This is a genomic window from Polaromonas sp. P1_E11, assembly GCF_056405995.1.
The window spans coordinates 1,180,692-1,207,501 of sequence record NZ_JBFUBA010000001.1; the positions used below are offsets into that span (position 1 = coordinate 1,180,692).

A 26,810-nucleotide genomic window follows, 5' to 3' on the forward strand; every position below is an offset into this window, starting at 1 on the left:
CAGCCGATGCACCTTCTGCCGCCCAGACCTCCAGGCCTTCACGCTGTAGCGCTTGTCCGACGGCTGCCGGGTGGAGCCACCTACAGCTGACTGCCGACGCGATGGGAATGATGACGCAAAGGTGCCCAACCCGGTGCGCCGCCTACCACCCCTGAGGCATCCATGAACACCATCATTTATATCGTCGGCCTTGTTGTCATCATCGGCGCCGTCCTGTCTTACTTCGGTTTTCGCTGAAATTTCAAGAAATCGGGGCTCTGGCCAACAGGAACGTGCGCGAGCAGCTCCTGAATTCATAGCAAATCGGGCTTCAATCTTTACTCCAAATGAGAGCAATTCTCATTTAAGATGGGTTTCCCCTCTTCCTTCGGCTGCGGATCGCCGGTTGTGGAGTGGGGCACCTTCATCTTCTGGAGACCCGACATGCAAGGACCCTGTAACGCTCTGCCCGGGCTTGACCGCGAACACCGCGCTTTGCTCGCCCAGTACGGCGAGATCCAGAAGCGCTGCAGCACCGTGATTGCCGCGCAGGCTGCGGAAATCGCGCGCCTGCAATCCCTGACGCTGCGCCTGCGCGCAGCAGCCATGGTGCGGGAGACGGCGCTGGCCTGGGAGCGTGAAGACCGCCAGGCCGTGGAGGCGGCGATCCCCGGCCTTCCCAAACGGCTGACGCTGGCGCGCCGGGTGGATTGGCTAATGGGCCGTGTTCATGATTTGCAGGGTTTGGTGCGGGAGCGCCTGGGCCGGCAAAAGAACGCGGTGGCGCCGGCAACGCTGACGGCGGCTTTGTCAGCTTCGCAAGCCACAGCCGCCCTGCATGAAAAGTCGGTGCTGTGCGTGGGCGAACAGGGCGCCGGAACCACCGCAGCCCGGCGCGTTGTTGAAATGGCTGGCGGGCACTTTTTGCACCATGCGGGCGACGACCTGCAGGACGCAGCCGCACTGGAGGCCAGCCTGGTCGCCGCCGACCTGGTGATCTGCCAGACCGGTTGCGTGAGCCACGACGCCTACTGGCGCGTGCAGGACCACTGCCGGCGCACCGGCAAGCAGTGTGTGCTCGTGGGTCAGCCGCAGGCCATGCAGTTTGTGCGCAGCAGGCATGCGCCGGGTTTGCGAATCACCCCGGAAGCAGAAAATATCAAGCCAAAAACGGCCCCAGCCCTTTAGGAATCAGCACGAGCAGCTATTTATTTAATAGCAAATCTTGCCGATATCACTGCAACGCAAACTCGCCACCGCGCGCAATGGCACGCTGGTAGGCGGGCCGGGCATGGATACGCGCCAGGAAATCCATCAGCCGGGGCCGGCTCTCGTTCAGCCCGCCGCGCGCAGCTGCCGCCTCTAGCGGAAAGCTCATCTGGATGTCTGCGCCGCTGAACTCGGCGCCGGCAAACCAGTCGCTCTGGCCCAATGACATTTCCAGGTAATCCAGGTGCTGCCGCAGTTGCGGCTCGATAAAGGTCTTCTTGACCTTGCCGGCGATGGCGCGGGCAATCGGCTTGACAAAAAACGGCATCGGCGAGTTCTCTACCTTGTCGAACACCAGCTTGAGGAGCAGCGGCGGCATGGCCGAGCCTTCGGCGTAGTGCAGCCAGTAGGTGTAGCGCAGGTGCGCCGGCGTGCCGGCCTCGGGCGCCAGGCGGCCGGCGCCGTAGCGCGCCACCAGGTATTCAATGATGGCGCCCGACTCGGCGAGCGTGAACTCGCCGTCGGTGATCACCGGTGACTTTCCCAGCGGATGCACCGCGCGCAGTGAAGGCGGCGCCAGCATGGTTTTGGGGTCGCGCTGGTAGCGCTGGATTTCATAAGGCAGGCCCATCTCTTCCATCAGCCAGAGGATGCGTTGCGAGCGGGAATTGTTGAGGTGGTGCAGGGTGATCAAGGGCGGCTCCATAAAACGGAAGCGCTGATGGTAGGCCATCGACTGCTGGCTTCAAGCTCCGGCGGCGACAGGAAGAAAACCTGAAAAGGGCAGGTGGCACCTCATGGTGGGCTCCCAAACCTGACGGCCAGAAGTTTCAGGAACTTCTGGTTACAGCATGCACCAGCATGGCAGGCGGGCACGGCTTCCTCGGCACCAGAATCATGCATTTTGTACACAATCCAGGTATAAATCGCATACAAAGCTGGCACAAGCCTTGCAAAGAGGGTTGGCATGAACGCTCTTGCCAGCCCGCCCCCCGCCGCCATTGAAGCCATTGCGCTGACCAAACGGTACGCGCAGCAAGACAAGCCGGCGGTTGACGGCATCAACCTGCGCATTGCCAGCGGCAGTTATTGCTGCCTGCTCGGGCCTTCGGGCTGCGGCAAAAGCACGACGCTGCGCATGATGGCGGGCCACGAGTCCGTCACCAGCGGCGACATCCTGCTGGAAAACCGCAACATCACCGACCTGCCCGCCGCCGGCCGCGGCACGGCCATGATGTTCCAGAGCTTTGCGCTGTTTCCGCATCTTTCGGCGCTCGACAACGTGGCCTTCAGCCTGAAGATGAAAGGCGTGGACAAGGCGGCGCGCCGCCAGCAGGCCAAAGACTTGCTGGAGCGCGTGGCGATGGGCCACCTGGCGGAGCGCAAGCCGGCTGAACTTTCGGGCGGGCAGCAGCAGCGTGTGGCGCTGGCACGCGCGCTGATCACGCAGCCGCGGGTGCTGCTGCTCGATGAGCCGCTGTCGGCGCTGGACCCTTTCCTGCGCATCCAGATGCGCGCCGAGCTGCGGCGCTGGCAAAAAGAACTGGGGCTGACCTTTATCCACGTCACCCACTCGCAGGAAGAAGCCATGGCACTGGCCGACACCATGGTGGTGATGAACCACGGGCTGATCGAACAGGTCGGTTCACCGCACGAAATCTACAACCGCCCCGCGAGTGAATTTGTGGCGCGCTTCATGGGCGGGCACAACGTGCTCGACACCCCCACCGGCAAGATCGGCGTGCGCACCGACCACATGCAGATCACCCCGGCCGGCCAGGCCGCGCCCGACGCGCCGCACAACCGGCGCGCTGTGGTCACCGATGTCGAATACCAGGGCCCTTACGTGCTGCTGGGCCTGCAAAACCCGGGCGTTTCACCTACGGCCCACAGCACAGCCGAGTTGTCGGTGATGGTGCCGGAAGCAGCGTTTGCGGCCCGGCCCTATGCGCCGGGTGACAGCGTGCAACTGTCATGGGCGCCCGAGGCGGCGCACACGCTGCAGGCCGCAGTTCCTGCCTGACAAGCACAGAGATACAGAGTTTTTCCACCCGTCCCTTCGCAAGAAGATTTCCACCCAAGCCACCAGGAGTTTTTCACCATGTCCGACGCTCTTCCTGATCAAAAAGACACCGCCATCGACACCACCGCGGGCGGCGTGCCGCGCCGCGCTTTGCTCAAGGGCACGGCGGGCATTCTGGCTACGGGCCTGTTCCCGGCCGTGCACGCGCAGGAAAAAATCGTGCTGCGTTACCTGGGCACCGCGGTGAATCAGGACAAGGCCATCGCCGAAAAATTCAAGGCCGACACCGGCATCACGATTCAATATGTGGCAGTGACCACCGACGACGTGACCAAACGCGCCGTGACCGCGCCCAACAGCTTTGACCTGATCGACACCGAGTACTTTTCGCTGAAAAAAATCGTACCCACCGGCAACCTGAAAGGCATTGACACCAAGCGCATCAAGAACGCCGACAAGATCACCACGCTGTTCACCACCGGCACCGTAGCCGGCAAGGCCGTGGGCGACCAGGGCACCGCGCCCAAGAAGGTGATTTACCTGGAAGGCGAAAAAAGCAAGGTATTCGCCAAGAGCCCGACGCAGTTCATGTCGCTCATTCCCACGGTGTACAACGCCGACACGCTGGGCATTCGCCCCGATTTGATCAAGCGCCCGATCAGCTCGTGGGCCGAGCTGCTGAACCCCGAGTTCAAGGGCAAGGCGGCCATCCTGAACATTCCGTCGATCGGCATCATGGACGCGGCCATGGTGGTCGAGGCCAAGGGCATCTACAAGTACCCGGACAAAGGCAACATGACCAAGAAGGAGATCGACCTGACGATTGCCACCCTGATCGAAGCCAAGAAGGCCGGCCAGTTCCGCGCGCTGTGGAAAGACTTCAATGAGTCGGTCAACCTGATGGCCTCGGGCGAAGTGGTGATCCAGTCGATGTGGAGCCCCGCCGTGACGGCCGTGCGCACCAAGGGCATCGCCTGCAACTTCCAGCCGCTCAAAGAAGGGTATCGCGCCTGGGCTGCCGGCTTTGGCCTGCCCGCCACGCTGTCGGGCAAGAAGCTGGACGGCGCCTATGAGTTCATCAACTGGTTCCTCGACGGCTGGGCCGGCGCTTACCTGAACCGCCAGGGCTATTACAGCGCCGTGCTGGAAACCGCCAAGGCCAAGATGGAAGCGTATGAGTGGGCCTACTGGATGGAAGGCAAGCCGGCCTCGCAGGACATCAAGAGCCCCAATGGCGATGTGCTGGCCAAGACCGGCGCGGTGCGCGACGGCGGCAGCTATGAAGCCCGCATGGGCGGCATCGCCTGCTGGAATGCGGTGATGGATGAGAACAATTACATGGTGCAGAAATGGAATGAGTTCGTCGCTGCGTAGGCACACCCCCGTTGACGCTCACTTCGTGTAGCGTCCTCCCCCCTTGCAGGGGGCGACACCAGCGGCCCGGCGAAGCCGGTTCCGCGGTGTCCTGGAACAGGCTTCGCTTCGCTCGCCCTAGCTCTTTTTTATTTTTGGATATTTATGAGCGCACCTGCAATCACCGCCCATTCCAACCCAGCGCAAGCGCCGGGGCGTGCGCTGGCCGCCTGGTGGCAGGCTACGCCGTTGACGGCGGTGTTTGTGGTGTTCTTTCTGGTTCCGCTGGCGCTGGTGTTGATGGTCAGCTTTTGGGACTTCAATGAGTATGAGTTGCTGCCGGGCTTTACGCTGAAAAACTACTTTGCCGTCTTTGAAGGTTGCGGCAACACGTCGGAGATGTGTGTCACCTTCAAGACCTATTTGTCGACCTTCAAGTTCAGTTTCCTGGTCTGGCTGATCACGTTGGTGACGGGGTTTTCGGTGTCGTACTTTCTGGCTTTTTATGTGCGCTCGCAAAGCGTGCAAACGCTGCTGTTTGTGCTGTGCACGATACCGTTCTGGACGTCCAATGTGATCCGCATGATCTCGTGGGTGCCGCTGCTGGGCCGCAATGGCCTGGTCAACCAGAGCCTGGCCGGCCTGGGCATCGTGAACCAGCCTGTGGAGTGGCTGCTGTTTTCGGACTTTTCGGTGGTGCTGGCGTTTGTGCACCTCTACACCATGTTCATGATCGTGCCGATCTTCAATTCAATGATGCGCATAGACCGCAGCCTGATCGAAGCGGCCAACGACAGCGGCGCCTCGGCCTGGCAAACGCTGTGGAATGTCATCGTGCCGCTGTCGCGCACGGGCATCATCATCGGCTCCATCTTCGTCATCACCATCGTGATGGGCGACTTCGTGACCATCGGCGTCATGGGCGGCCAGCAGATCGCGTCCATCGGCAAGATCATCCAGGTGCAGACGTCTTACCTGCAGTTTCCGCTGGCGGCGGCCAACGCGGTGATTTTGCTGGCGATTGTGCTGATGATCATCTGGGCGCTGACCCGCCTGGTCGACATCCGAAAGGAACTGTGATGCAAGACAAACGCACCGCCGGCTTCTGGTTCCTGGCCGCATTTTTTGCGCTGTTTGTGCTGTTCCTTTATGGCCCGATGTTTGTCATCGTGGTGCTGAGCTTTCAGGGGCCTGAAGGCGGGCTGACGTTTCCGCTGCGCGGTGTGTCGCTGCACTGGTTTTACAAGCTGGCCGAAGGGCTGGGCGTGGTGGACATCGGCGCGGCGCTCAAGCGCTCGCTGGGCCTGGGCCTGGCCGTGATGGCTTTCACGGTGGTGCTCTCGGTGCTGGCCGGCCTGGCTTTTCGCAAGAAACTCGCGGGCGGCAACACGCTGTTTTTTGTGGTGGTGGCAAGCCTGATCATGCCGTCGATCATCGTGTCGCTGGGTATTGGCCTGGAGTTCCGCCTGCTCGACACCGGCGTCAAGAAAGCGCTGGAGGCTTTCGGCATGGCCGATGCACTGGAAGGCTACGGCACCTCGCTGGGGCTCTTCACGTCGGCGCTGGGCGCGCACCTGACCTGGACGCTGCCCTTTGGCCTTTTGATCATGTTCGCGATTTTCAATCGCTTCAATCCGGCTTACGAAGAAGCCGCGCGCGACCTGGGCGCCACGCCGTGGCAGGGCTTCCGGCATGTGGTGCTGCCGTTGATTGCACCGTCGGTGGTGGGCATTGGCATGTTTGGTTTTACCCTGAGCTGGGACGAGATCGCCCGCACCTCGCAGGCCATCGGCGACGTGAACACCCTGCCGCTGGAGCTGCAGGGACTGACCACCACCGTCACCACGCCGTCCATTTATGCTCTGGGTACCGTCACCACTGTGGTGTCGTTGCTGGTCATGGCCCTGGCCCTGGGCCTGGCCTGGTGGCTGGGCCGCCGGCAAAAGAAAGGCACCCGATGACCGAGGCAACGACAGCCACTCCCCTGACCGATAGCGAAATGTATGAGCGCGTGATCTCGGCCATCCTGGACCACCGCCTGCCGCCGGGCACCAAGCTGGTCGAAGACAAGCTGGCCGGTGCCTTCGGCGTGTCGCGCACGCGCATACGCCCGGTGCTGGTGCGCCTGGCCAATGAGCAGGTCGTCACCCTTATCCCCAACCGCGGCGCCACTGTGGCCCAGCCTACCGAGCAGGAGGCGCGCGAAGTTTTTGAAGTGCGCCGGCTGATTGAACCCACGCTGGTGGAGCTCTTCATTGCCAAGGCGAGCGAGGCCGACATGCAGCAGCTCAAACGCTGCATCGACGACGAAGAAGCCGCGCGCCTGGCCGGCGACATGCACCGCGCGATCCGCCTGTCGGGCGACTTTCACCTGCAGATCGCCGAGCGGGCCGGCCACCAGACGCTGGGCCGCATCCTGCGCGAACTCACCTCGCGCACGTCGCTGATCCTGATGACCTACAGCACGTCCCACAAGGACAGCCGCGACGAAGCCGCCGCCTGCGGCTGCCGCGAGCACCGCAAGCTGCTGGACGCGATTCGCCTGCGCGACGTCCAGGAAGCCGCGCGCCACATGCGCGAGCACCTGACGCGGCTGGAGTCACAGCTGCAGTTCACACCGCCCGCAGACGACGCGCCTGATCTGTCTACGCTGTTCAGCTGATATGGCCACCAGAGGAGGTATTTCACCAGCGGGGGCCGAGGGCCCGGCTTTGCCGGCCCCAGGCGCCGTCCCCTTGAGGGGAGAACAGGCTACACGCAGTGAGCCTGGACAGGGGTGAATTTTTAATCATGCGCCGGCTGCTGGTGATCAATCCCAATACGTCTGTTTCGGTCAGCGCCTTGCTGCAAACCCACGTGCAAGCCGCCGCCGGGCTGCACGTGCAGGTACGCACCGTCACCGCGCGTTTCGGTGCGCCTTATATCTCGGACGAAGCCAGCTACGCGGTCGCCTCCCACGCCACGCTGGACGCCTGGGCCGCGGCGCTGGCCGGCACAGGTGAGACGGGTGGCGCACCTGAAACGCCTGATGCGGTGCTGATCGGCTGCTTTGGCGATCCTGGCTTGCTGGCGCTGCGCGAAAGCAGCCCGGTGCCGGTGACCGGCCTGGCCGAAGCGGCGTTCATCGAGGCGGCACGCCACGGCCGTTTTGCCATCGTCACCGGGGGTGAACGCTGGGGCCCGATGCTTCAGCGGCTGGCCCAGGCGCTCGGCCATGCGCCTGCGCTGGCCGGCATCCACACCGTTGCACCGACCGGGGCACAGCTTGCGGCCGACCCTGCCGCCGCGCGCACCCTGCTCGCCCAGGCCTGCCGCGACGCGGTGCGCCAGCTGGGCGCGCAGGCCGTCATTCTGGGGGGTGCAGGCCTGGCGGGAATGGCCGCGGCCCTGCAACCCGGGGTGAGCGTGCCGCTGATCGACAGCGTGCTGGCCGGCGCCCACTGGGCCCTGCGCAGCCATGCGCCGCCACCGCAGCGCAGCCAGCCGGGCTTTGATGTGCCGTGGGAAAAACTCTCGCCGGAGCTTACGGCTTTGGGGCTGTAAGGCTGCAGCCCAATTAAAACGGGCGCAAGCAGCTATATATTTAATAGCATCCGGCCGCCGTGAAGCATAAGGGCGCATACCATGCCAGCCAGCAATCGCTATCAAATATATAGCTGCTTGCGCCCGTCATCATTGGGGTTGCGACCTGAAACTCATCAAAATCGTCCTAGGTGCAAGGGCACCGCATGCCGGCGCACAGCGAGCCTTCTGAGGTCAGGGAGATTGCGCCCAGCCTGCACCAATACCCCGCAAAGCCTAAAATGGCTCAGTGACTCCCAAAAACATCCTGAATGCCGACCTGCACTGCCACTCTGTGGTGTCAGACGGCACGCTGACACCGGAGGCACTGGCTGAACGGGCCAAGGCCAACGGGGTCGAACTCTGGGCCCTGACAGACCACGACGAAATAGGTGGCCAGCACCGCGCCGCCGCCGCCGCCAAAGCGCAGGGGATGCACTACCTCACGGGCACCGAGGTGTCCGTCACCTTCGCGGGGCAAACGGTCCACATCGTTGGCCTGGGTTTCGACGCCAACGACCCTGCGATGCAACAAGGCCTGCGCAATACGCGCGGCGGCCGTGAACAGCGCGCCATGGAGATGTCGGACTCGCTGGCCAAGGTCGGCATCATGGGGGCTTACGAAGGCGCGCTGAAGTTTGTCGGCAACCCCGAGCTCATTTCACGCACGCACTTTGCCCGTTTCCTGGTGGAGTCCGGCGTGTGCCGCGAAACGCCTGAGGTCTTTCGCAAATACCTGACCGAAGGCAAGCCCGGCTATGTGCCGCACCGCTGGGCCAACCTGCGCGACGCCGTCACCTGGATCACCGAAGCCAAGGGCATTGCCGTGATTGCGCACCCGGGCCGCTACAAGTTCACCCCCAACGAGGAATACGCCTTGTTCACCGAGTTCAAGTCCCATGGCGGGCGCGGCGTGGAGGTTGTCACCGGTAGCCACACGCCGCAGGAATACCTCAGGTACGCCGAAACGGCCAAAGAGTTCGGCCTGGCCGCCTCGCGCGGCAGCGACTTCCACAGCCCCGACGAAAGCCACACCGACCTGGGCACCCTGCCCTTTCTGCCGGGCGAACTGACACCGGTGTGGGAGCTGCTGGCGGACCGCATCCAGTGATGGCCGGCCCCGCGAACAACACCTCGCACGTTCCGACCGGCATTGCGCTTTTGGTAGCCGCAGTGGCCTGCTTCGCGATTCTGGACACCACCACCAAATTCATTTCCGCCGGTGTGCCGCTGTTGATGGCCCTGTGGTTTCGCTACGCCTTCCAGGCCGTTGCCACCACCGTCGCTGTACTGCCGTCGCGCGGCTGGTCTGTGCTGCGCACGGCACACCCGAAATTCCAGTGCCTGCGCGGTGTGCTGTTGCTGTGCAGCAGCATGCTCGCGTTTTTCAGCCTGAAGCACATGCCGGTCGGTGAGTTCACGGCCATCGTCATGATCACGCCACTGGTCATCACGCTGCTGGCATCCCTCACACTGGGAGAGCGGGTGTCGTGGTTACGCTGGGCACTGGTCATCGGCGGATTTGCCGGCACGCTGATCATCATCCGCCCCGACGGCGACGACTTCACCTGGGCCATGCTGCTGCCGCTGGGGCTTGTGGTCACCAACGCCTGGTTCCAGATCCTGACCAGCCGGCTGGCGCGCACCGAAGACCCCTTCACCATGCACTTTTATACCGGCTGGGTCGGCACGCTGGTGGCTTCGCTGGCTCTGCCCTTTGTCTGGACCTGGCTGGACGCCTGGACGCTATGGGCCGGCCTTTGCCTGATGGGCTTCCTGGGAACGGTGGGACATTTCATGATGATCCTGGCGTACGGCCGCGCGCCGGCGTCGACCCTCACGCCGTTTCTGTATGCCCAGATCGGCTTTGCCATGCTCGGCGGCTGGCTGGCGTTTTCACATGTGCCTGATTTTTGGTCGATGTTTGGCATGGCCATGATCGCCATCTGCGGAGCCACAGGCGCGTGGCTGGCCGTGCGCGACAGCCGGGTCGCCATTGAACCGGTTGAGTCTTGAATTCGGTATACCCGGACAACATCTAAGCCACCTGAGTCACCATGTCGCAGTTTTTTGAAGTTCACCCCGAGAACCCGCACACGCGCCTGCTCAAACAGGCGGTGGCGCTGCTGGAGCGCGGCGGCATTGCGGCCGTGCCGACCGACTCCAGTTATGCGCTGGTATGCCATCTCGACGACAAGGCCGCGGCCGACAGCCTGCGCCGCATTCGCGGCGTCGACGACAAGCATCACCTGACCCTGCTCTGCCGCGACCTCAGCGAGCTGGCCAACTACGCGCGCGTCGACAACAAGCAGTTCCGCTTGCTCAAGGCCGCCACGCCGGGGCCCTACACCTTCATCCTCGAAGCCAGCAAGGAAGTGCCGCGCCGCGTGAGCCATCCGTCGCGCAAGACCATAGGACTGCGCGTGCCCGAACACAAGGTGCTGCAGGCGCTGCTGGAGCTGCATGGCGCGCCGCTGCTGGCCACCACGCTGATCCCCCGGGACGGTACCGAGCCGTTGAACGACGCGCACGAAATCCGCGAGCTGCTGGAGCATGAACTGGCTGCCGTGATCGACGCAGGCGCCTGCCACCAGGAGCCGACCACCGTGATCGACCTGACGGCGATGGGCGACGGCGGCGAGCCTGTCGTGGTGCGGCAGGGACGGGGTGAGCTGGCCGCGCTGGGCCTTTAGGTGACATTGCCCTGGCGGCGCCGGGCGGTCTGAGACAATCCCGGCATGGATATCGCCAACCTGATTCAAACCGTAGCCATCTACGCCTTGCCCGTGCTGTTCGCCATTACCGTGCACGAAGCTGCGCATGGGTATGTGGCCCGCTATTTCGGTGACAACACCGCCTGGATGCTGGGCCGTGTCACGCTGAACCCCGTAAAGCACATCGACCCCCTCGGTACCATCGTCATGCCGCTGCTGCTGTATTTCGCCACCTCAGGCACCTTTCTGTTCGGCTACGCAAAACCGGTACCCGTAAATTTCGGAAATTTGCGCAAACCCAAACGCGACATGATCTGGGTGGCACTTGCGGGTCCCGCCGCCAACTTCATACAGGTCGTACTTTGGGCCGTGTTGTATGCAGTACTGGTCAACGCCGGTGTCCAGGAGCCGTTCTTCCTGGTCATGTGCCAGGCCGGCGTACTGGTCAATCTCGTGATGTGGGCCTTCAATCTTTTTCCTTTGCCTCCGCTTGATGGCGGCCGCATACTGGTGGGCCTGCTGCCCTGGAAGCAGGCTCAGTTTGTCGCGCGCCTCGAACCATGGGGGTTTTTCATCGTCATGGGGCTCGTTCTCCTTGGCATCGTCAGCGCTTACTGGCTCTGGCCACTGGTGGTGCTGGGATACAGCTTGCTGGATCTGATCAACCTCCCCATTTCATTGCCCCCAAGATTGTCATGAGTACACCGTCCCCCACCCGCTTCCTCACCGGCATCACGACCACCGGTACGCCCCACCTGGGCAACTATGTCGGCTCGATCCGGCCATCGGTCCAGGCCAGCTTTCGCGACGATGTGCGCAGTTTTTACTTTCTGGCCGACTACCACGCACTGATCAAATGCGACGAGCCCGCGCGCATCCAGCAGTCCACACTCGAGATCGCAGCGAGCTGGCTCGCCGCAGGGCTGGACCCGGAGCGCGTCACGTTCTATCGCCAGTCCGACATCCCGGAAATCCCCGAACTCACCTGGTTGCTGACCTGCGTGACGGGCAAGGGCGTGCTCAACCGTGCCCATGCCTACAAGGCCTCGGTCGACAAGAACGAGGCTGCCGGCAACGACCCTGATGCCGACGTTACTGCCGGCCTCTTCATGTACCCGGTGCTCATGGGCGCGGACATTTTGATGTTCAAGACGCACAAGGTGCCGGTGGGGCGTGACCAGATCCAGCACATCGAAATGGCGCGCGACATGGCCCAGCGCTACAACCACCTGTACGGTGAGCACCTGGTGCTGCCCGAAGCGGTGATTGAAGAGTCCGTCGCGCTGCTCCCCGGGCTGGACGGACGCAAGATGAGCAAGAGCTACGACAACACGATTCCGCTTTTTACCCCGCGCGAGCAGATGCGCAAGCTGATCGCCGGCATCCTCACCGACTCACGCGCACCGGGCGAACCCAAGGAAGTCGAAGGCTCGGCGCTGTTCCAGATTTACCAGGCCTTTGCGAGCGCGGACGAAACGCAGGCTCTGCGCAAGGCCTATGCCGAAGGCATTGCCTGGGGCGATGCCAAACAGCTGCTGTTCGAGCGCATTGACCGCGAAGTCGCGCCCATGCGTGAGCGATACCACGACCTCATCAGCGACCCGGCAAAGATCGAGGCGACCTTGCAGGCGGGTGCGCAGAAGGCGCGCGCGGAGGCCACGCCTTTCATGGGCGAGTTGCGTCGCGCCGTTGGCTTGCGCAACCTCGCGACAAAACCGGCGGGCGCGTCGAAAGGGAAGTCAGTCAAAAGTGTTGCTCCGGCCTTCAAACAATACCGCGAGAAGGACGGCCAGTTCTATTTCAAGCTGCAGGACGCTGATGCCAAGGTGCTTTTGCAGAGCCAGGGCTTTGAATCTCCCCGTGAAGCCGCGCTGCTGATTTCCACCCTGCAGAACGAAGGAGCCGGCGCGCTTGCTGCACTGCAAGATAAGCTTCAAATCTTGCCCGGTATCGAGGCAGCCGAGGTGGAAATGGCGCTACGTTTCTTTGCACCTGTAACCCCCTGAGTTGCGGGATTAAGCAATTTGGGCCAGAGGCTTTGGCCGTACGCGGCGGCCCTCAACAGAATCACATTGGTACGAAAGACTTATTCATTGTTGTTTTGGGGTATTACCACCCTGAAAAAATACCGCAATTTCAAGTTTATTAGTGCCCCAAAGTTGACATTCACCAGTTATGCTCGATAGCTGACAGGAACGATACTTCAGACGTGAACTAATGAGTATTTTTGTAATAGATGACCATCCGCTGATGCGCGAAGCGGTTGTCATGTTGATTCGCCGCCTTAGCAGCAAGGCCACTGTGACCGAGCTGGACCGGCTCGCCGCGGTAACGCCTGCCGTGCAGCAACACGGGGTCCCCGAACTCATCTGCCTCGACTTGAGGTTGCCTGACACCAATGGTGTTTCTGGCGTGCGTGAGCTCAAACACCAATTCCCCAACGTGCCCCTGGTGGTGCTGTCGGCTGCGCCGGCCCAGGACTACGAGGACTTGTCCATTGAGGCAGGTGCCGATGCCTACATCCAGAAGTCTGCGGGGGCTACCGAGATATCGAACGTCCTGCGCGTCTTCCTGAGCGAAGAACTCGACCCGGAGCCATCCACCCCGACGGAAAAGCTGTCAAAGCGGCAAAAGCAGTTGCTGGTCATGCTCGACAAGGGCATGAGCAACCGCGACATCGCCGAAGAGCTGCAGATCAGTGAGCACACGGTGAAAGTGCATTTGTGGCGGCTGTTCAGGCGCCTGAATGTCAAGAGCCGCTCACAGGCCAGCCACCTGGCGCGTACCCAGGGCTTGCTTTAACAACACCGGGCCGGGTCACTGGCCCGGCGCGCGTAACTCCACCCAGAAGACACTGCCACGCCCGCTCCTGGAGGCAAGCCGCACAGGATGCCCCAGCGCCTCGCTCAGGCGCGAGACGATGGCCAGGCCCAACCCAAATCCTTCTTCGGTACCCTGCAGCGGAATCCGGTAGAACTCCTGAAAGATCGCCTTCTGGTGTTCTTTCGCGATGCCCACACCGGTGTCCCATATCTCGATGCATGGCACCCCGCGGCGCCGGCGCACAGCCAGCAGCACACCTCCGCGATGCGTGTTGCGCAGCGCGTTCGACAACAGGTTACCGACCAGCCGCTGAAGCAGCACGGGGTCGGACCTTACCTGTCCCACCGCAGGGCGGATTCTGAGGCGCAGGTTGCGCTCCCGCGCGAAGGGTGCGTATTGCGCCTCCAGATCCTGCACCAGCCCCGCCAGGTCTACGGCCTGCAGGTTGACCCGCAGTGGGCTGGACTCCAGCCCCGCCAGGTCGAAGAGGGAGTTGAACAGGTCGTTGACTGCCTTCGTCGACCGGACGATCTTGGGTGCTATCTGCGCCACGAATTCAGGCTCGGCAGCCAGCCAGCCGGCGTACAGGTCCAGGGCATGCACCGGCTGGCGCAAATCATGCGCGGCGCTGGCAATAAAGCGGTTCTTGATCTCGATGGCCTCAAGAGCGGCACGGCTTTTTTCAGTCAACGATCGGATCAGTTCGGAGTTGTCGTACTGCAGTTCGAGGTTGGCACGCTGCACCTGGTGAAAGCGCTGGCCCGACACGCGAATGACCACCCAGTAAATCACGATCAACACCACCATGCCCCAGGTATTGAACGTGGAAGAAATTCCTCTTTCCAGCATCAGCTGGTAGAAAAATACCGTCAGGGTGGAAACGCCCAGGCCGTTTACATAGCCCTTGAAGCAGGGGGGCCAGGAGGAAAAGGTGCCCACCGCAAACCCGGCCATCCCGACCAGGACGATCATCCCGAGGAACTGGTCATACACGGGCGCTTTGAGGAAGTACACAAACATCGACGCGCCCCAGACCATGGCGCTCATGGCCCACGTCCACGTGTAGCGCGCCATGAATGCGCGCAACGCAGGGCCGCTGACGCCCACCAGGGAACGCTGGTAGATGCCGATGACGCGGTACCGCACCAGGGTCACCAGCGTCGCTGCCGTTGCCCAGATGCCCAGGTTGAGCAGGTCTACATGGCGGTAAAGAATCGCCACCATGGACACGATCAGCACCAGCGCGGAATGCAGGGCCGGCCGGGCATACCGCATGAAGATATGGATCAGCCGCATTTCCACCCACTCCTCGCGCGAGATATCTGGCGCGCCCTGGATAGGCCGGATCGCTGTGGGGTGGTCCATGGAAAGCGAGTTTACGTCGCATCCGGGGCCGCGATGCCATCTGCGGCATACGCTTTTTGCGTTGCGGTCTAGGGACTTACGCTCAGTTAAAAGTCACGCCGGCCCAGCGCACACGGCCAAGCACGGCAAAATCCCGGTCCGTACTTTCGTAGCCCTGGATGTCAAACGGTTCATACGCCGGGTTGTAGCTGCTGACGCGCAATATCTTGCCGGGCAGGCGCTGCAGTTTTTTGATCAGCAAGGCCCCGTCAAGCCGCACCATGTGCACGCCCTCTGTCAGGGCATCGCGATCCCGCAAGTCAGTCAGTACTGCGTCCCTGGAATGCAGCCACGGCTCCATGGAGGCACCCGCCACCGTGGACATGACAATATCGTTATGGTCAATGCCCAGGTCATACCGGATGAACTGCACATCAAAGGGACGCATCGCCACAACCGAGCCAAGGTCGTTGAATACGTCCCGGCCCGGCGAAGCGCGGAGGTCAAACAGGGGCGCATAGACGAACGTGCCGGCCTCGACCGCGCGCACGTCGCGCGCCACTGCCACAGCAGCCCGGCTTTCGTCCGGAGCTTCCCGGCCCAGTAGCTGCCCAGGCGTCAACCGGTATTCCCTGGCGAGTACTTCCAGCTCGAACGCATCCGGCAGGCTGTCGCCACGCTCTATGTTCCAGATGGTGTTGCGGTGAACCCCGACCGTGGCCGCAACCTCATTGATTTCCCTTGTGCCCCGGGCCATGCGGCAACGCTGGCCAAACTGGCGCATGAAAACCGACCTGGCTTCGGTTCGCACTGACCTGGCACTCGCCTTGTCGACGGCTGCTGCGGCCTCATGCAGGTACCACGCAACGGGCTCTTCCGCCTTGACCGGCGTTACGGCGGCAAAGGAATAGTGCTGGAGCTTGCCAGATGAGCCAGAACCCCCCGCCCCCGATGCTGTTTCTTTTGTGTTCATGAACACTATTTTGTTCCCCCAACCACAAAATGAGCAAACATAACACTCATTTAATTAGTAAAAAATACAATAAAAGTAGCACAAATTGAAACAAGCAGAAAAAACCGTTTGACTTGGCCTGTTTTGTGCTCAAAATATTAGATATGAGCACAATTAAATCGACACCCGCACAGGAAGATATGCACCCCGCCGATGTCATTGCTGCCCTCCGCAAACGCGGTACCAGTCTTCGAAAAATTGCCATGGAAAACGGTTACAGCCACATACAACGCGTGCTGACCAGCCCCTGGCTGGCGGCCGAGCAGCTCGTGGCACGCGCCCTCGACAAAAGGCCCGAGGATCTCTGGCCGTCGCGCTACCTCAATCCCGCCAGCCGGGCACTGGCCTTTCAGCAGACGCGCAAGATCACGGTCACCATGCCGCACCAGCGCAATCAGGTTCAGCGCAAACTGGCACATGAGCTGACCGCCAACAATGCTCTCACGGATGGGCCTCCGTGCTCCCAACCGTAAACGACATCAGAGCGCCTGAGCGACATCGCGACCAATCATGGGCGACCTTATCACCCACGATGTACGTGCCCTGTGGTTGCTGTTGCGCGCCACCGGCGGCTGGTGGACGCTAGCCTCGCTTCACCCTCACTGGAAACCCACGTACGAACCCAGCGATGTCCAGCAAGCCATGGACATGCTGGAAGCGGGCGGCTTTGTGGAAAGCCGCCACCAGACCAGCCGGCTGAGCTACAGCGTCACCCCCGATTGCCAAACTCCGCCCGGCCTTGAGCCTGACCAGGAAGCCGCCACCCAGGCGGTGACGAAATGGGCCGATTGGCCCATCCGCCGATGGGTTGACTGGCAGGCAGCCAGAAATGAATTCATCGAAAGACGGATGGCCGGCGCCGTGCTACGGCGGCCACCTCATCCACACCGACACGACATCCAGTCAACCCGATCACAAAGGAATCACATGCTGCTATCCAGCACCGGAATCAAGTTGCGCGTTCATCTACGTACCCACGACGGTGAAAACGTCTTTGTAGAACTGGAAAACGAAGACATCGAGAAAGCGGCAATGGCCAAAGCCAGCGTGACCGAAGCCGAAGTTCATCCCATCAGGATGATGTGCGTTGAATTCGTGCAGGCGATGACCAGTCCGTTAAACAGCAGTGACCGCCTGAAAGCGTAACCGTAGCCTGGAAGGCCTTCCGTCCTTCGCGGGTGCTGTCCTGAGGGGCCATCGACGCCGTTGCGGCAGCCGCCCCTGCCAGGCGCAGCGGCGGTGACAGTCACCAGCACTGCGCATTCATGCCGCCAGCGTGAGCAGCAGCAAACCCCCAAAACCACAGCAGCATGAGCGCATGGAATGGTTTCATGGCGCCGGTCTTGTCACATATCGTGACATGTACCTCAACAGACATCTCCTCCAATTGAAGGATGCGGTATTCATCGAAATATAGGAAAGTGCACAGGTAAAGCGTGGTCGGTGCAATATGGCGTGATTTTTTGCACCAATTACTTACTACAGGTCCGCACTGCTACGCTTCAGTGGGCCTCCATGAAATGTCCCATTTGAAGGGGGTACGTCATGTCACAAAAATTTCCTGACGCAGACAGCACGACCAACCGCATCAGCCTGACTGATCCGCGCGTCGTGGAGTCGTGGTGCTCCGAGTTGAAATGCACAGAGTACGAATTGCGTGTGGCGGTCTATGCGGTAGGCAGCGAACCTGACGAGATTCGCAGCTATTTTCATCGCAGCAGAGACACCTGCCAGCAATGATTGCGAGCTGAGGCGTTTAGCAGAAATGCGGGTGCGCTACGATGAAACGAAAGAGAGCACCCCATGCCACGACGCCGAAAACCGAACTACCTCAGATCGCTTGTAACCCTGTTGCCAGGATTGTTTGCCGGCGCTGGGGCCTTTGCCGTCAGCCATTTTGACGAGTGCTCAATGATGCCGGCCGCTGTTGAGTGCCCGGGATTGATCCCAGCCTGGGGTTATCTCGTGGCATTTTCGGTGGTTATTGGATCGGTCGCCTGGACCTGCTGGGCCTGGTACAAAGATCATGTTCGCGGCGGCTACCAGGTCGACGTAATGACGGGTAAGGACAGATATAGGAACTGACCCATCAGCCTGCGCTCAGTCATTGCAATTGATTGCAAAGATGGCCGCGTAACGATACGGGGGAACTCCCGCCACCATTCCCCCAAAAATGCCTGGGTGTCAAAAGACCCATCTGGACTTTATGAAAACAAAAAAGCCCCGATTTACGGGGCTTTCAGGGCATTTCTCAGATCAATCGAGACTTCTCTGGATGCAATTTTGGCGGAGAGGGTGGGATTCGAACCCACGGTACCTTGCGGTACGCCTGATTTCGAGTCAGGTACATTCGGCCACTCTGCCACCTCTCCAGTGTGGAGCCGATATTCTATCAGCCCAGATATGGCCCCCACGGTCACTCATTTCATGTGTTCCCTGCCCCCCGAGGGGGCCGCCCGCCTGCGGCCTGGCAAAGCCAGTTCCGCGGCTCGGGCTGGGCTGAAGATTTACTTCCCCGCCGCCGGGGCCAGCACCTTGATGCCGCCCATGTACGGTTGCAGCACTTCCGGCACGGTGACTGAGCCATCGGCGAGCTGGTAGTTCTCCAACACGGCGACCAGGGTGCGGCCCACGGCCAGGCCCGAGCCGTTGAGGGTGTGCACAAACTCGTTCTTGCCTTGCGCGTTCTTGAAGCGGGCCTGCAGGCGGCGCGCCTGGAAGGCTTCGCAGTTGGAGACCGAGCTGATTTCGCGATAAGTGTTTTGCGCGGGCAGCCACACTTCCAGATCGTAGGTCTTGGCGGCGCCAAAGCCCATGTCGCCGGTGCACAGCAGCATGACGCGATACGGCAGGCCCAGCTTTTGCAAAATGGCTTCGGCGTGGCCCGTCATGGCCTCAAGCGCTTCGTAGCTTTTGTCGGGGTGGGTGATCTGCACCATCTCGACCTTGTCGAACTGGTGCTGGCGGATCATGCCGCGGGTGTCGCGGCCGTAGCTGCCGGCTTCGGACCTGAAGCACGGCGTATGGGCGGTGTACTGAAGTGGCAAGTCAGCTTCGGCGACGATTTCATCGCGCACGAAGTTGGTCAGCGGCACTTCCGATGTGGGGATCAGGTACAGCGCGGTGCTTTCGGCTTCAGCGGCGCCCTCTTGCCCGCCTTTTTTGGCGGCAAACAGGTCTTCTTCAAACTTGGGCAGCTGGCCGGTGCCGCGCAGCGAATCACCGTTGACGATGTAGGGCGTGTAGCACTCGGTGTAGCCGTGCTCTTGCGTCTGCACGTCGAGCATGAACTGCGCAAGCGCCCGGTGCAGGCGGGCGAGCGGGCCCTTCATCACGGTAAAACGCGAACCGGTCAGCTTGGTGCCGAGTTCAAAGTCCAGCCCCAGGGGCTGGCCCACGTCGACATGGTCTTTCACTTCAAAAGCAAAAGCCGGAGGCTCGCCGCCCGGGCCTTCAATCGGGGCCCATTTGCGTACTTCGACATTGCCGGCCTCGCCTGCGCCTTGCGGCACGCTTTCATGCGGCAGGTTGGGCACAGCCAGCAGCAGGGTTTGCATGTCGGCCTGGATCTGGTCCAGACGGGCGGCAGACGATTCAAGCTCGGCCTTGGAAGCGCTCACCTGCGCCATGATGGTGCTGGCGTCTTCACCCTTGGACTTGAGCTGGCCGATCTGCTTGGACAGCGTGTTGCGCTGGTTCTGCAGCTCTTCGGTGCGGATCTGCAGGGCCTTGCGTTCGGCCTCCAGCGCCTGGAAGGCTTCCACATTGAGGAAGGCTTGCGGGGTTTTACGGGTTTCCAGCCGGCGAATAGCCGACGGCAGGTCTTTGCGAAGCAGGTTGATATCTAGCATGGGGCCATTGTATTTTGTGCAGCTGCGATCACCAGAGCCCGTTCAGCTCAGTTCAGGCTGGCCGGGTCCAGGTTGGCGCCGCAGATGATGAGGCAGACCTTTTCGTCGGCGCGCGGGCTGTAGCGGCCGCTTTGCAGTGCGGCCAGCGGCAGGGCCGCGGCGGGCTCCACGGCCAGTTTCAGTTCCTTCCACAGCCACAACTGGGCGACACGGATGGATTCGTCAGTCAATAGCAACGCATCGCGCACATGCGCCTGCGTGGCCTCCCAGGCCAGGCCGCCAATGCGTTTGGCGCCCAGTGAGTCGGCGGCGATGCCGCCAACGGCCACGTCGATCGGCTCACCGGCCTCGCGGGCTTTGTACAAGGTGGGCGCCAGCTCAGGCTCCAGCGCCACCACACGGCTGCGCTGCTCAAACCAGCTGGCCACACCGCCAATCAGGCCGCCGCCGCCCACGCTGACGAGCACGGAGTCAGGCAGGCCGCCCTGCTGCTCAATCTCAGCCGCCATAGTGCCGGCGCCGGCCAGCACCTCGGGCTGGTCATAAGCATGGGTCAGCAGCGCGCCGGTTTCCTGCTGACGGGCCAGGCAGGCCTTCAGCGCATCCGCGTACGCCGCACCCGTCACCACCACCTCGGCGCCCAGCGCAGCCAGCTTGGCGCGTTTGGCGGGCGTCGACACTTCAGGCACAAAGACTTCGCAACGCACGCCCAGCTCTCGGGCCGCGGCGGCTGTGGCAATGCCCGCGTTACCGCCAGAAGCCACGATCACGCCGCTGGCGGGGATGGGGTTGGACAGCAGGCGGTTGAGCATGCCGCGCGCCTTGAAGCTGCCACCGGTTTGCAGGTGTTCGAGCTTGAGCCAGACCTCAGCGCATTCCACACCCAGCGCCTTCCCGGGCAGCTTCCACAGCGGGGTTTTATGAATAAAGTGGCCGTAGCCCGCTTCGAACGTGCGCAAGCAGCTCTCAATTTGATAGCGATTGGTCATGTAAAAAATCAGGTCAGAGCTGATGCAGCTGGCTGTCGTTGACTTCCAGCATCTGGCCTTGGGCATCGAGCTTCAGGCCCTTGGGCAGCGGGAACTTGATGGTTTCCTCAATGCCTTCCATCTTGCGCACCGACACGGCGCCCAGCGCCTTGATGCGGTCGATCACCTGCTTGACGAGGATCTCTGGCGCCGACGCACCTGCCGTAAGGCCCACCCGGCCCTTGCCCTCAAACCACGACTCTTTCAGCTCGCTGGCGTCGTCCACCATATAGGCCTCGGTGCCCAGCTTGGCGGCCAGCTCGCGCAGGCGGTTGCTGTTGGAGCTGGTCGGGCTGCCGACCACAATGAGGATGTCGACCTGCGGGCTCAACACCTTGACGGCGTCCTGCCGGTTCTGCGTGGCGTAGCAAATGTCCTGGTGTTTGGGTTCGCGCACTTGCGGAAAGCGCGCCTTTACCGCCGCACTGATCTCTGCCGCGTCGTCCACGCTCAACGTGGTTTGCGTCACTACGGCCAGGCGCTCGGTCTGGGCGGGGCTGATGCGCCACACGTCGGCCACGTCTTCCACCAGGTGGATGCCGCTGTCGAGCTGGCCCATGGTGCCTTCAACTTCCGGGTGGCCCTTGTGGCCGATCATGATGAATTCGTAGCCCTCTTTGTGCAGCTTGGCTACTTCCACATGCACCTTGGTCACCAGCGGGCAGGTGGCGTCAAAAATCTGGAAGCCGCGGCGCTCGGCCTCTTTCTGGATGGCCTGGCTCACGCCGTGGGCGCTGAACACCAGCGTGGCGCCCGGGGGCACATCGCTTAGCTCTTCAATGAAGATGGCGCCTTTTTCCTTGAGGTCGTTGACGACATAGGTGTTGTGCACGATCTCGTGGCGCACATAAATCGGCGCGCCGAATTTCGTCAGGGCACGCTCGACGATTTCGATGGCGCGGTCCACACCTGCGCAAAAACCGCGCGGCTCAGCGAGCAGGATTTCCTGGGGAAGCACTTTGGATTCAGTCATAGAACGCCTATTACCTGCACTTCAAACACCACCGGCTGGCCAGCCAACGGGTGGTTGAAATCAAACTGCACGGCATCGCCGCCTTCTTTAACCTGCTGCACCGCACCCGCGTACTGGCCCATGCCGTCCGGCGTGGGGAACTGCACCACGTCGCCCACCTTGTAATGTTCATCCGGGTCGCCCAGTTCGTTGAGCAGCTTGCGCGCCACCCACTGCACCAGCTCCGGATTGCGGTCACCAAAGGCAACGCCTGCGGGCAGCTCGAAGGTTGTGCGCGTGCCTTCGGGCAGGCCGATCAGCCGCTGCTCGATGGCCGGAGAAAGCTCGCCCGTGCCCAGGCTCAGGGTGGCGGGCTTGCCATCAAAGGTGTTGATGATGTCCGCGCCCGGTTTACCGTTCACGGACGGCCCGGCCATGCGGTAGTGCAGGGTCAGGAACGAGCCTTGCTGGACAAGGGTAGCGTCGGGGGATTCCACGGTGGACATAAGACTTTCTGCGGCCGGGCTGGCGCCGGGCAAGTGTTTGTAAACTGCCTCTATTGTAGAAAGTACGGCTTGACCGGACCAAATCAGGCTTAATCCGGTTTTTTAGCCTCACCGGCGCCGGCTTTCCTCTCCACTCAGCCCTACAGGCCTATCCATGCTCCTGAAAGACCTCCCAGAGGACGCCCGCCCCCGCGAAAAACTGCTGGCCCGCGGCCCCGGCGCGCTCAGCGATGCCGAGCTGCTGGCCCTGCTGCTGCGCACCGGCCTGCCCGGCAAGAATGCGCTGCAGATGGGCCAGGAACTGGTCGATACCTTTGGCGGTGTTGCCGGGCTGCTGCACACCGGCCCCGAAGCGCTGAAAAGCATCAAGGGCTTGGGCCCGGCCAAGCGCGCCGAACTGGTGGCGGTACTGGAGCTTGCCCGGCGGGCGCTTGCCGAAAAGCTCCGTGAAAAAACGCTCTTTGACACACCGCAGGCGGTACGGGACTATTTGCAGCTGCAGCTGGGCAGCCGGCCGCACGAGATTTTTGCAGTGCTGTTCCTGGACAGCCAGCACCGGCTGATCGTTCTGGAAGAACTGTTTCGCGGCACCTTGACGCAAACATCCGTCTACCCGCGCGAGGTGGTGGTGCGCGCGCTGGCGCTCAACGCCGCCAGCGTGGTGCTGGCCCACAACCACCCCAGCGGCACCGCCAAACCCTCACGCGCCGACGAGGCGCTGACGCAAACTCTGAAGTCTGCGCTCGCGCTGGTCGACGTGCGTGTGCTGGACCATTTTGTGGTGACAAGCTCCCAGGCCGTGTCGATGGCCGAATTGGGATTGTTGTAGAAGTCGAAACTCTTTCTAGATCGCCTCTTTTTTTACAACTTCCGGATTGATGGAAAGAAAGGGGTTGGACTTCCCGAATGCCTTGACGGCGGCATCAATCTCGGGTCGCCCAAACGCAGACAAGCCTTCCGATTTGGGGTCGAGATAAAACAGCATCGCCAAGGCCCGCCTGCGCTCGGCAGGGTTCCTGGTCAACCTGGCTTCCAGTGCATAAGCCCAGGATTGCCAGGGTTCGAACTTCTGACTCTTCTGGGCCCACTCCAGCGCCAAGGCCCTGATCTTGCTGCTGCCGGTCATTTCCGCCACCAGTTCGGAGATCTCTCCAAAGGTGTACTGCGTCAGCAAGGCCCTTTTCTCAGTGTGCGGACGCAGGTGCCGCGCGCGTTGAAGAAATTGCAACGCTTCCTCGTTTTTGCCGGATGCTGCGGCAAGAATCGCCATGGTCAGCTGATAGTCAAAGTCCTGTCTGGAGACCTCGGTGCCGCTTACCATCTTCTCAATCATTGAGGTGTCTCCCGCCTTGACAGCCGCATAAGCGTAGTAAGGCAAATAGCAGGTCAACGTTGAATTGACCTGGTAATCGGTCAGGTCGTAAAACTTTGCAGACTCGGAGAAAATTGCCTTCGCACCGGCAAAGTCCTTGAGTTTGATGGCCCGGTAAGCCTCCACAAAATACGCGTGCATGGATTTCACGCGCTCTTTCACTGGCGCTTTCAGCAGGATCGAATGCCCTTCATAAACCGGCTTGGGGTATTCGGGTAATTTCCATCGCGGCAAATCCAGTGCGTCTACCGCCTGAGACAAGCTGCTGGAAGGCGTGCGGTCCGTGGTTGCAAAACGCACAAGGTAAACGGTTGCGGCGATCTTGTCCTCCGTTGTGCCCCGGAATTTCCCCTGTTGCGCCCAGCTCACGACCTCCGCTTCAGGCTGACCGGAAATGTGATGCCCTACCAGCGCAGACTCCCAAATGTGAGGAGCGCGGCTTTGTTTCGCCAGCATTTCAAAGCCGGCCCAGGCCTCTTTGGAATGGCCGCTTGCGTGAAGAAGCCCCAGATAGTCCCGGTAAGCATACGACTCCTGGTAACGTTGCGCACGCCGCAAGGTGCCGGCCATCGCGCCCTGAATATCGCCGGCAAGAAGCTTCAGACGCGTATCGCTCGTGATTTCACCGGAAGACCCCGACCTCTGAGACACGGCGATTTGATAAAACGGCCTGGCAAGGTCGAAATAACCCGCCCAGTAAAAATACGACCCGGCCTCATAAGCAAGGTTCGCGGTGGCAACCCGGCCGTCTTCGGACCCTTTCTTGAAGCCCTCGTAAGAATGGAACATCTTGGCGGCGGCCTTGACGTCACCCGCCGCGAACAGCATCCATGCCACATCGCTATAGGAAGTCCACCGCGTGGGTGCCAGCTTGAGGTTGTCCCGATAGTAAGCCTGCGCTTTCCCGGTGTCTCCCTGCCTCGTAGCCTCGGCGCCGAGGATGCTATTGAGTTCCGGGGAGCCCACGAAACGCCCGGCGATTGACGCCAAAAGATCGGTGTCCCGCCCCTGGTCGGGGAAAAACTGACGGTATAGCCCGTGCAGCTGCGAGAAGGTTCCGATTTCCGAAGTGGCATTCTTCAAAGCGGCAATTTCGTTTTCAACATGCGTCTGCAAGTTGCCGCCGTCTGCCCAGGTCCAGTAATAAGGACGGAACGGAACATCGGCATAGTAAAGATTGTCGTAGTGTCCATAGTACTGACCGCCGTCAGCATTGAAATGATTCAGGGCCCTTACTGCGACGAGCGACTGGCCTTGCTCCCAGTAGGCTGCGTCGAACGCGTTTTGGTGCGCGGCCTTGAGCAATTGCTCTTTTTCGGCTCCGGCGGACTTTGCAGCGAGCCTTGCCTCCACTCTTGAGCGCTCATACGCGTAGTACGGGTAACCCTTGTAGGTTGCGTCAATAGTGTTCGCAAAAACCAAGGCCTGATTCGGAATGCCCTGGACGTCGGACAGGAAATTGATGCGGCTCATCAGGTTGTCATGGCCAATAGCCTGGAGCAAGTCCAGATAGTCAAACGGGCCCGGCTTGCCAGGTGTGAGCCCACAGCACAAAATGGCCGTGTTGGCCTCGATGAACTTGCGGCCGTGATGAAACACCGACAGATTCACCATGGCCTGAACCTTGTCGGGGTCGGCAAGGGGCAATGCCGCGCGTGCCATGTCCACCATCGCGTAACCTTTGACCGGCAGTTCATAGTCAAGAAGCATTTTCAGGGAAGCATTATCGTTCTGAACCCACGGGTCTGTTTCTACAAAAACCCGCGTCACGATGAACGGCCATATGGTTCCGGGCAGCTTCAACGCCGCCACTTCGGCGACTGCCTTTTTGGTTGTCATCGTGCCGTAGGCTGTAGCAATCCTGTTCTCATCGATCTTTTGCAACAAGCGTTTTAAGGGATTCTTTTCAAGCGCCGCCATTGCACGCACTTCCAGGATATTTCCGTTCAGCGCGCCAAGCAGTTCTTTTTCCTCGACAGTTTGCGCGTCGCCCAGTGCCTTGATGGCAGCCATACGCAAACCCAATGCCATGTAGGTCCGCGCCCGAAGCGCCCGGTAGTCTGGCGACTGCGGTGACAAGTCCAAAAGCGCCAGATACGCCTTTTCGGCAAATATCTCTTTCGTTCTTTCGACGGTTGTGGGCGCCAGTGCGCTGTACAGCAGAAAAGCATATGCATCCTGCGCCGGGTTGCCGGCCGGTGCCACCAAGCCGAGCGGAGATGACGGCAGCGCTTCCAGCTCCAGCCGGCTGGCTGTCTTTTCGTCAAGCGGCGACGGGGGATAGGCGCCTACGGACTTGAGGATTTCCGGCAACACGGACTCATAGGCCTCGATGGCCGGGACTTCATCGCCAAATGGAATATTCTCAAATTTCTTCGTCTGAACAGGGCCGGTCCAGGCAGCGCCATTGCGCGTGGCGCCTGCGTGGTCCTGGGTCAGGATGGCGATCGCCATTTTTCCTTTCCGGTCATGCCCCGCGTAGCCCCGGACAATGCGTTTTGCACCAATGGCGTCGGCAAGTTTGTAGATTTCTTCCTGCTTGAGCTGGCGCTGTCCCTCACCAAGCGCTTTTGCCACCAGGTAAGGGTCAGGAATTTTCACTTTCTGTGATTTGGCGACGCCTGCGGCGAGCTCCGCTGTCATGATGGACCGGCTTGCCCTGTCGACAGCCCAGCCCCCAACCTGGAACGGCACAACGAGCACATCAAACTTTCCGCCCGACAGCAGCTGGCTGTAGAAGAGCTTTTCCTTGCCCTGCCAATCGGAAGCCTGCGGTGAATAGCGCTGCGGCAGGAACCGGGCCATTGCAATATCCGCAGACCACGGATTCATCTCGATCCTGTTGAACATGTCCACTCGAGCCTTTTCCGGAGAGGCTTCCCATCGAGCCTTTTCCGGAGAGGCTTCCCATTTCGCCCTCGCCTCTTTCTCGGCGACCGCGATGCGAAATTCCTGGATCTTGTTGACAGCCAATACACCCATGCAGAGCAACAGGACTCCGCAAAGCACGGCGGTGGACCGTTTCATTTTTTCTCTCCCTCAATTCAAAATCCGGATCTGGCAGAACGCGCGTCGATGACCTG

At 61.2% G+C, this 26,810-nt stretch carries 26 protein-coding genes and 1 tRNA gene; 18 read left to right on the plus strand and 9 right to left on the minus strand.

The window, feature by feature from the left end; translation table 11 throughout:
* The first annotated feature begins 564 nt into the window (after positions 1-564).
* On the plus strand, positions 565-1,167 hold the full coding sequence (locus AC1D11_RS05780; protein WP_477648069.1) for a DUF2325 domain-containing protein: 603 nt from the start codon (positions 565-567) through the stop codon (positions 1,165-1,167).
* Between the two features lie 46 nt (positions 1,168-1,213).
* Here AC1D11_RS05780 and AC1D11_RS05785 read toward each other — a convergent pair whose 3' ends face one another.
* A complete protein-coding gene (locus AC1D11_RS05785; RefSeq protein ID WP_477648048.1) occupies positions 1,214-1,882 on the minus strand; it encodes a glutathione S-transferase in 669 nt (222 codons plus the stop codon).
* Positions 1,883-2,155: 273 nt separating this feature from the next.
* Between AC1D11_RS05785 and AC1D11_RS05790 the strand changes: the two genes are divergently transcribed.
* The 12 genes from AC1D11_RS05790 to AC1D11_RS05845 all read left to right on the plus strand — a co-directional run bounded on the left by AC1D11_RS05790 (position 2,156) and on the right by AC1D11_RS05845 (position 13,641).
* Entirely contained in the window at positions 2,156-3,211 is a 1,056-nt protein-coding gene (locus AC1D11_RS05790) for an ABC transporter ATP-binding protein (RefSeq protein WP_477648049.1), read from the plus strand.
* 78 nt (positions 3,212-3,289) lie between these two features.
* Positions 3,290-4,585: an ABC transporter substrate-binding protein gene (locus AC1D11_RS05795; RefSeq protein ID WP_477648050.1), complete on the plus strand. Its 1,296-nt coding sequence runs from the start codon at positions 3,290-3,292 to the stop codon at positions 4,583-4,585.
* 144 nt (positions 4,586-4,729) lie between these two features.
* Entirely contained in the window at positions 4,730-5,644 is a 915-nt protein-coding gene (locus AC1D11_RS05800) for an ABC transporter permease (protein ID WP_477648051.1), read from the plus strand.
* Positions 5,644-6,525, plus strand: coding sequence for an ABC transporter permease (locus AC1D11_RS05805; RefSeq protein WP_477648052.1), 882 nt, complete (start codon positions 5,644-5,646; stop codon positions 6,523-6,525). Before AC1D11_RS05800 ends, AC1D11_RS05805 begins: the two co-directional genes overlap by 1 nt.
* Entirely contained in the window at positions 6,522-7,226 is a 705-nt protein-coding gene (locus AC1D11_RS05810) for a GntR family transcriptional regulator (RefSeq protein WP_477648053.1), read from the plus strand. Before AC1D11_RS05805 ends, AC1D11_RS05810 begins: the two co-directional genes overlap by 4 nt.
* A gap of 128 nt (positions 7,227-7,354) precedes the next feature.
* Entirely contained in the window at positions 7,355-8,107 is a 753-nt protein-coding gene (locus tag AC1D11_RS05815) for an aspartate/glutamate racemase family protein (RefSeq protein ID WP_477650955.1), read from the plus strand.
* 268 nt (positions 8,108-8,375) lie between these two features.
* Complete coding sequence (locus AC1D11_RS05820; RefSeq protein WP_477648054.1) at positions 8,376-9,236, plus strand: 3',5'-nucleoside bisphosphate phosphatase; 861 nt, start codon at positions 8,376-8,378, stop codon at positions 9,234-9,236.
* Complete coding sequence (locus AC1D11_RS05825) at positions 9,236-10,141, plus strand: DMT family transporter (RefSeq protein ID WP_477648055.1); 906 nt, start codon at positions 9,236-9,238, stop codon at positions 10,139-10,141. Before AC1D11_RS05820 ends, AC1D11_RS05825 begins: the two co-directional genes overlap by 1 nt.
* 41 nt (positions 10,142-10,182) lie before the next feature.
* Entirely contained in the window at positions 10,183-10,818 is a 636-nt protein-coding gene (locus AC1D11_RS05830) for an L-threonylcarbamoyladenylate synthase (RefSeq protein WP_477648056.1), read from the plus strand.
* Positions 10,819-10,863: 45 nt separating this feature from the next.
* Positions 10,864-11,538: a site-2 protease family protein gene (locus AC1D11_RS05835; RefSeq protein WP_477648057.1), complete on the plus strand. Its 675-nt coding sequence runs from the start codon at positions 10,864-10,866 to the stop codon at positions 11,536-11,538.
* Entirely contained in the window at positions 11,535-12,845 is a 1,311-nt protein-coding gene (locus AC1D11_RS05840; protein WP_477648058.1) for a tryptophan--tRNA ligase, read from the plus strand. The genes AC1D11_RS05835 and AC1D11_RS05840 overlap by 4 nt, the downstream gene beginning before the upstream one ends.
* A gap of 211 nt (positions 12,846-13,056) precedes the next feature.
* Positions 13,057-13,641, plus strand: coding sequence for a response regulator transcription factor (locus AC1D11_RS05845; RefSeq protein ID WP_477648059.1), 585 nt, complete (start codon positions 13,057-13,059; stop codon positions 13,639-13,641).
* Positions 13,642-13,656: 15 nt separating this feature from the next.
* Here the strand turns inward: AC1D11_RS05845 and AC1D11_RS05850 are convergent, their stop codons facing one another.
* Both AC1D11_RS05850 and AC1D11_RS05855 read right to left on the minus strand, forming a co-directional pair.
* Positions 13,657-15,027: a sensor histidine kinase gene (locus tag AC1D11_RS05850; protein ID WP_477648060.1), complete on the minus strand. Its 1,371-nt coding sequence runs from the start codon at positions 15,025-15,027 to the stop codon at positions 13,657-13,659.
* A gap of 82 nt (positions 15,028-15,109) precedes the next feature.
* Positions 15,110-15,979, minus strand: a complete 870-nt coding sequence (locus tag AC1D11_RS05855; protein ID WP_477648061.1) for an XRE family transcriptional regulator — start codon at positions 15,977-15,979, stop codon at positions 15,110-15,112.
* Between the two features lie 143 nt (positions 15,980-16,122).
* Between AC1D11_RS05855 and AC1D11_RS05860 the strand changes: the two genes are divergently transcribed.
* The 4 genes from AC1D11_RS05860 to AC1D11_RS05875 all read left to right on the plus strand — a co-directional run bounded on the left by AC1D11_RS05860 (position 16,123) and on the right by AC1D11_RS05875 (position 18,103).
* Entirely contained in the window at positions 16,123-16,491 is a 369-nt protein-coding gene (locus AC1D11_RS05860; protein ID WP_477648062.1) for a helix-turn-helix domain-containing protein, read from the plus strand.
* A gap of 37 nt (positions 16,492-16,528) precedes the next feature.
* Positions 16,529-17,164, plus strand: a complete 636-nt coding sequence (locus AC1D11_RS05865; RefSeq protein ID WP_477650956.1) for a hypothetical protein — start codon at positions 16,529-16,531, stop codon at positions 17,162-17,164.
* 399 nt (positions 17,165-17,563) lie between these two features.
* The gene (locus AC1D11_RS05870; RefSeq protein WP_477648064.1) at positions 17,564-17,758 is read left to right on the plus strand and encodes a DUF3606 domain-containing protein; all 195 of its coding nucleotides are present in this window, start codon (positions 17,564-17,566) and stop codon (positions 17,756-17,758) included.
* Between the two features lie 63 nt (positions 17,759-17,821).
* The gene (locus AC1D11_RS05875; RefSeq protein WP_477650957.1) at positions 17,822-18,103 is read left to right on the plus strand and encodes a hypothetical protein; all 282 of its coding nucleotides are present in this window, start codon (positions 17,822-17,824) and stop codon (positions 18,101-18,103) included.
* 199 nt (positions 18,104-18,302) lie between these two features.
* Here AC1D11_RS05875 and AC1D11_RS05880 read toward each other — a convergent pair.
* The 5 genes from AC1D11_RS05880 to AC1D11_RS05900 all read right to left on the minus strand — a co-directional run bounded on the left by AC1D11_RS05880 (position 18,303) and on the right by AC1D11_RS05900 (position 22,355).
* Positions 18,303-18,390 (minus strand) — tRNA-Ser (locus AC1D11_RS05880).
* A gap of 135 nt (positions 18,391-18,525) precedes the next feature.
* Entirely contained in the window at positions 18,526-19,869 is a 1,344-nt protein-coding gene (gene serS, locus AC1D11_RS05885) for a serine--tRNA ligase (protein ID WP_477650141.1), read from the minus strand.
* A gap of 47 nt (positions 19,870-19,916) precedes the next feature.
* Entirely contained in the window at positions 19,917-20,858 is a 942-nt protein-coding gene (locus tag AC1D11_RS05890; protein WP_477650140.1) for a threonine/serine dehydratase, read from the minus strand.
* Between the two features lie 13 nt (positions 20,859-20,871).
* A complete protein-coding gene (ispH, locus tag AC1D11_RS05895) occupies positions 20,872-21,870 on the minus strand; it encodes a 4-hydroxy-3-methylbut-2-enyl diphosphate reductase (RefSeq protein ID WP_477650139.1) in 999 nt (332 codons plus the stop codon).
* On the minus strand, positions 21,867-22,355 hold the full coding sequence (locus AC1D11_RS05900; RefSeq protein WP_477650138.1) for an FKBP-type peptidyl-prolyl cis-trans isomerase: 489 nt from the start codon (positions 22,353-22,355) through the stop codon (positions 21,867-21,869). Before AC1D11_RS05900 ends, ispH begins: the two co-directional genes overlap by 4 nt.
* A 154-nt stretch (positions 22,356-22,509) precedes the next feature.
* Between AC1D11_RS05900 and radC the strand changes: the two genes are divergently transcribed.
* Positions 22,510-23,184, plus strand: coding sequence for a RadC family protein (radC, locus tag AC1D11_RS05905; RefSeq protein WP_431095299.1), 675 nt, complete (start codon positions 22,510-22,512; stop codon positions 23,182-23,184).
* Positions 23,185-23,199: 15 nt separating this feature from the next.
* Here radC and AC1D11_RS05910 read toward each other — a convergent pair whose 3' ends face one another.
* A complete protein-coding gene (locus tag AC1D11_RS05910; protein ID WP_477650958.1) occupies positions 23,200-26,754 on the minus strand; it encodes a tetratricopeptide repeat protein in 3,555 nt (1,184 codons plus the stop codon).
* Positions 26,755-26,810 lie beyond the last annotated feature (56 nt).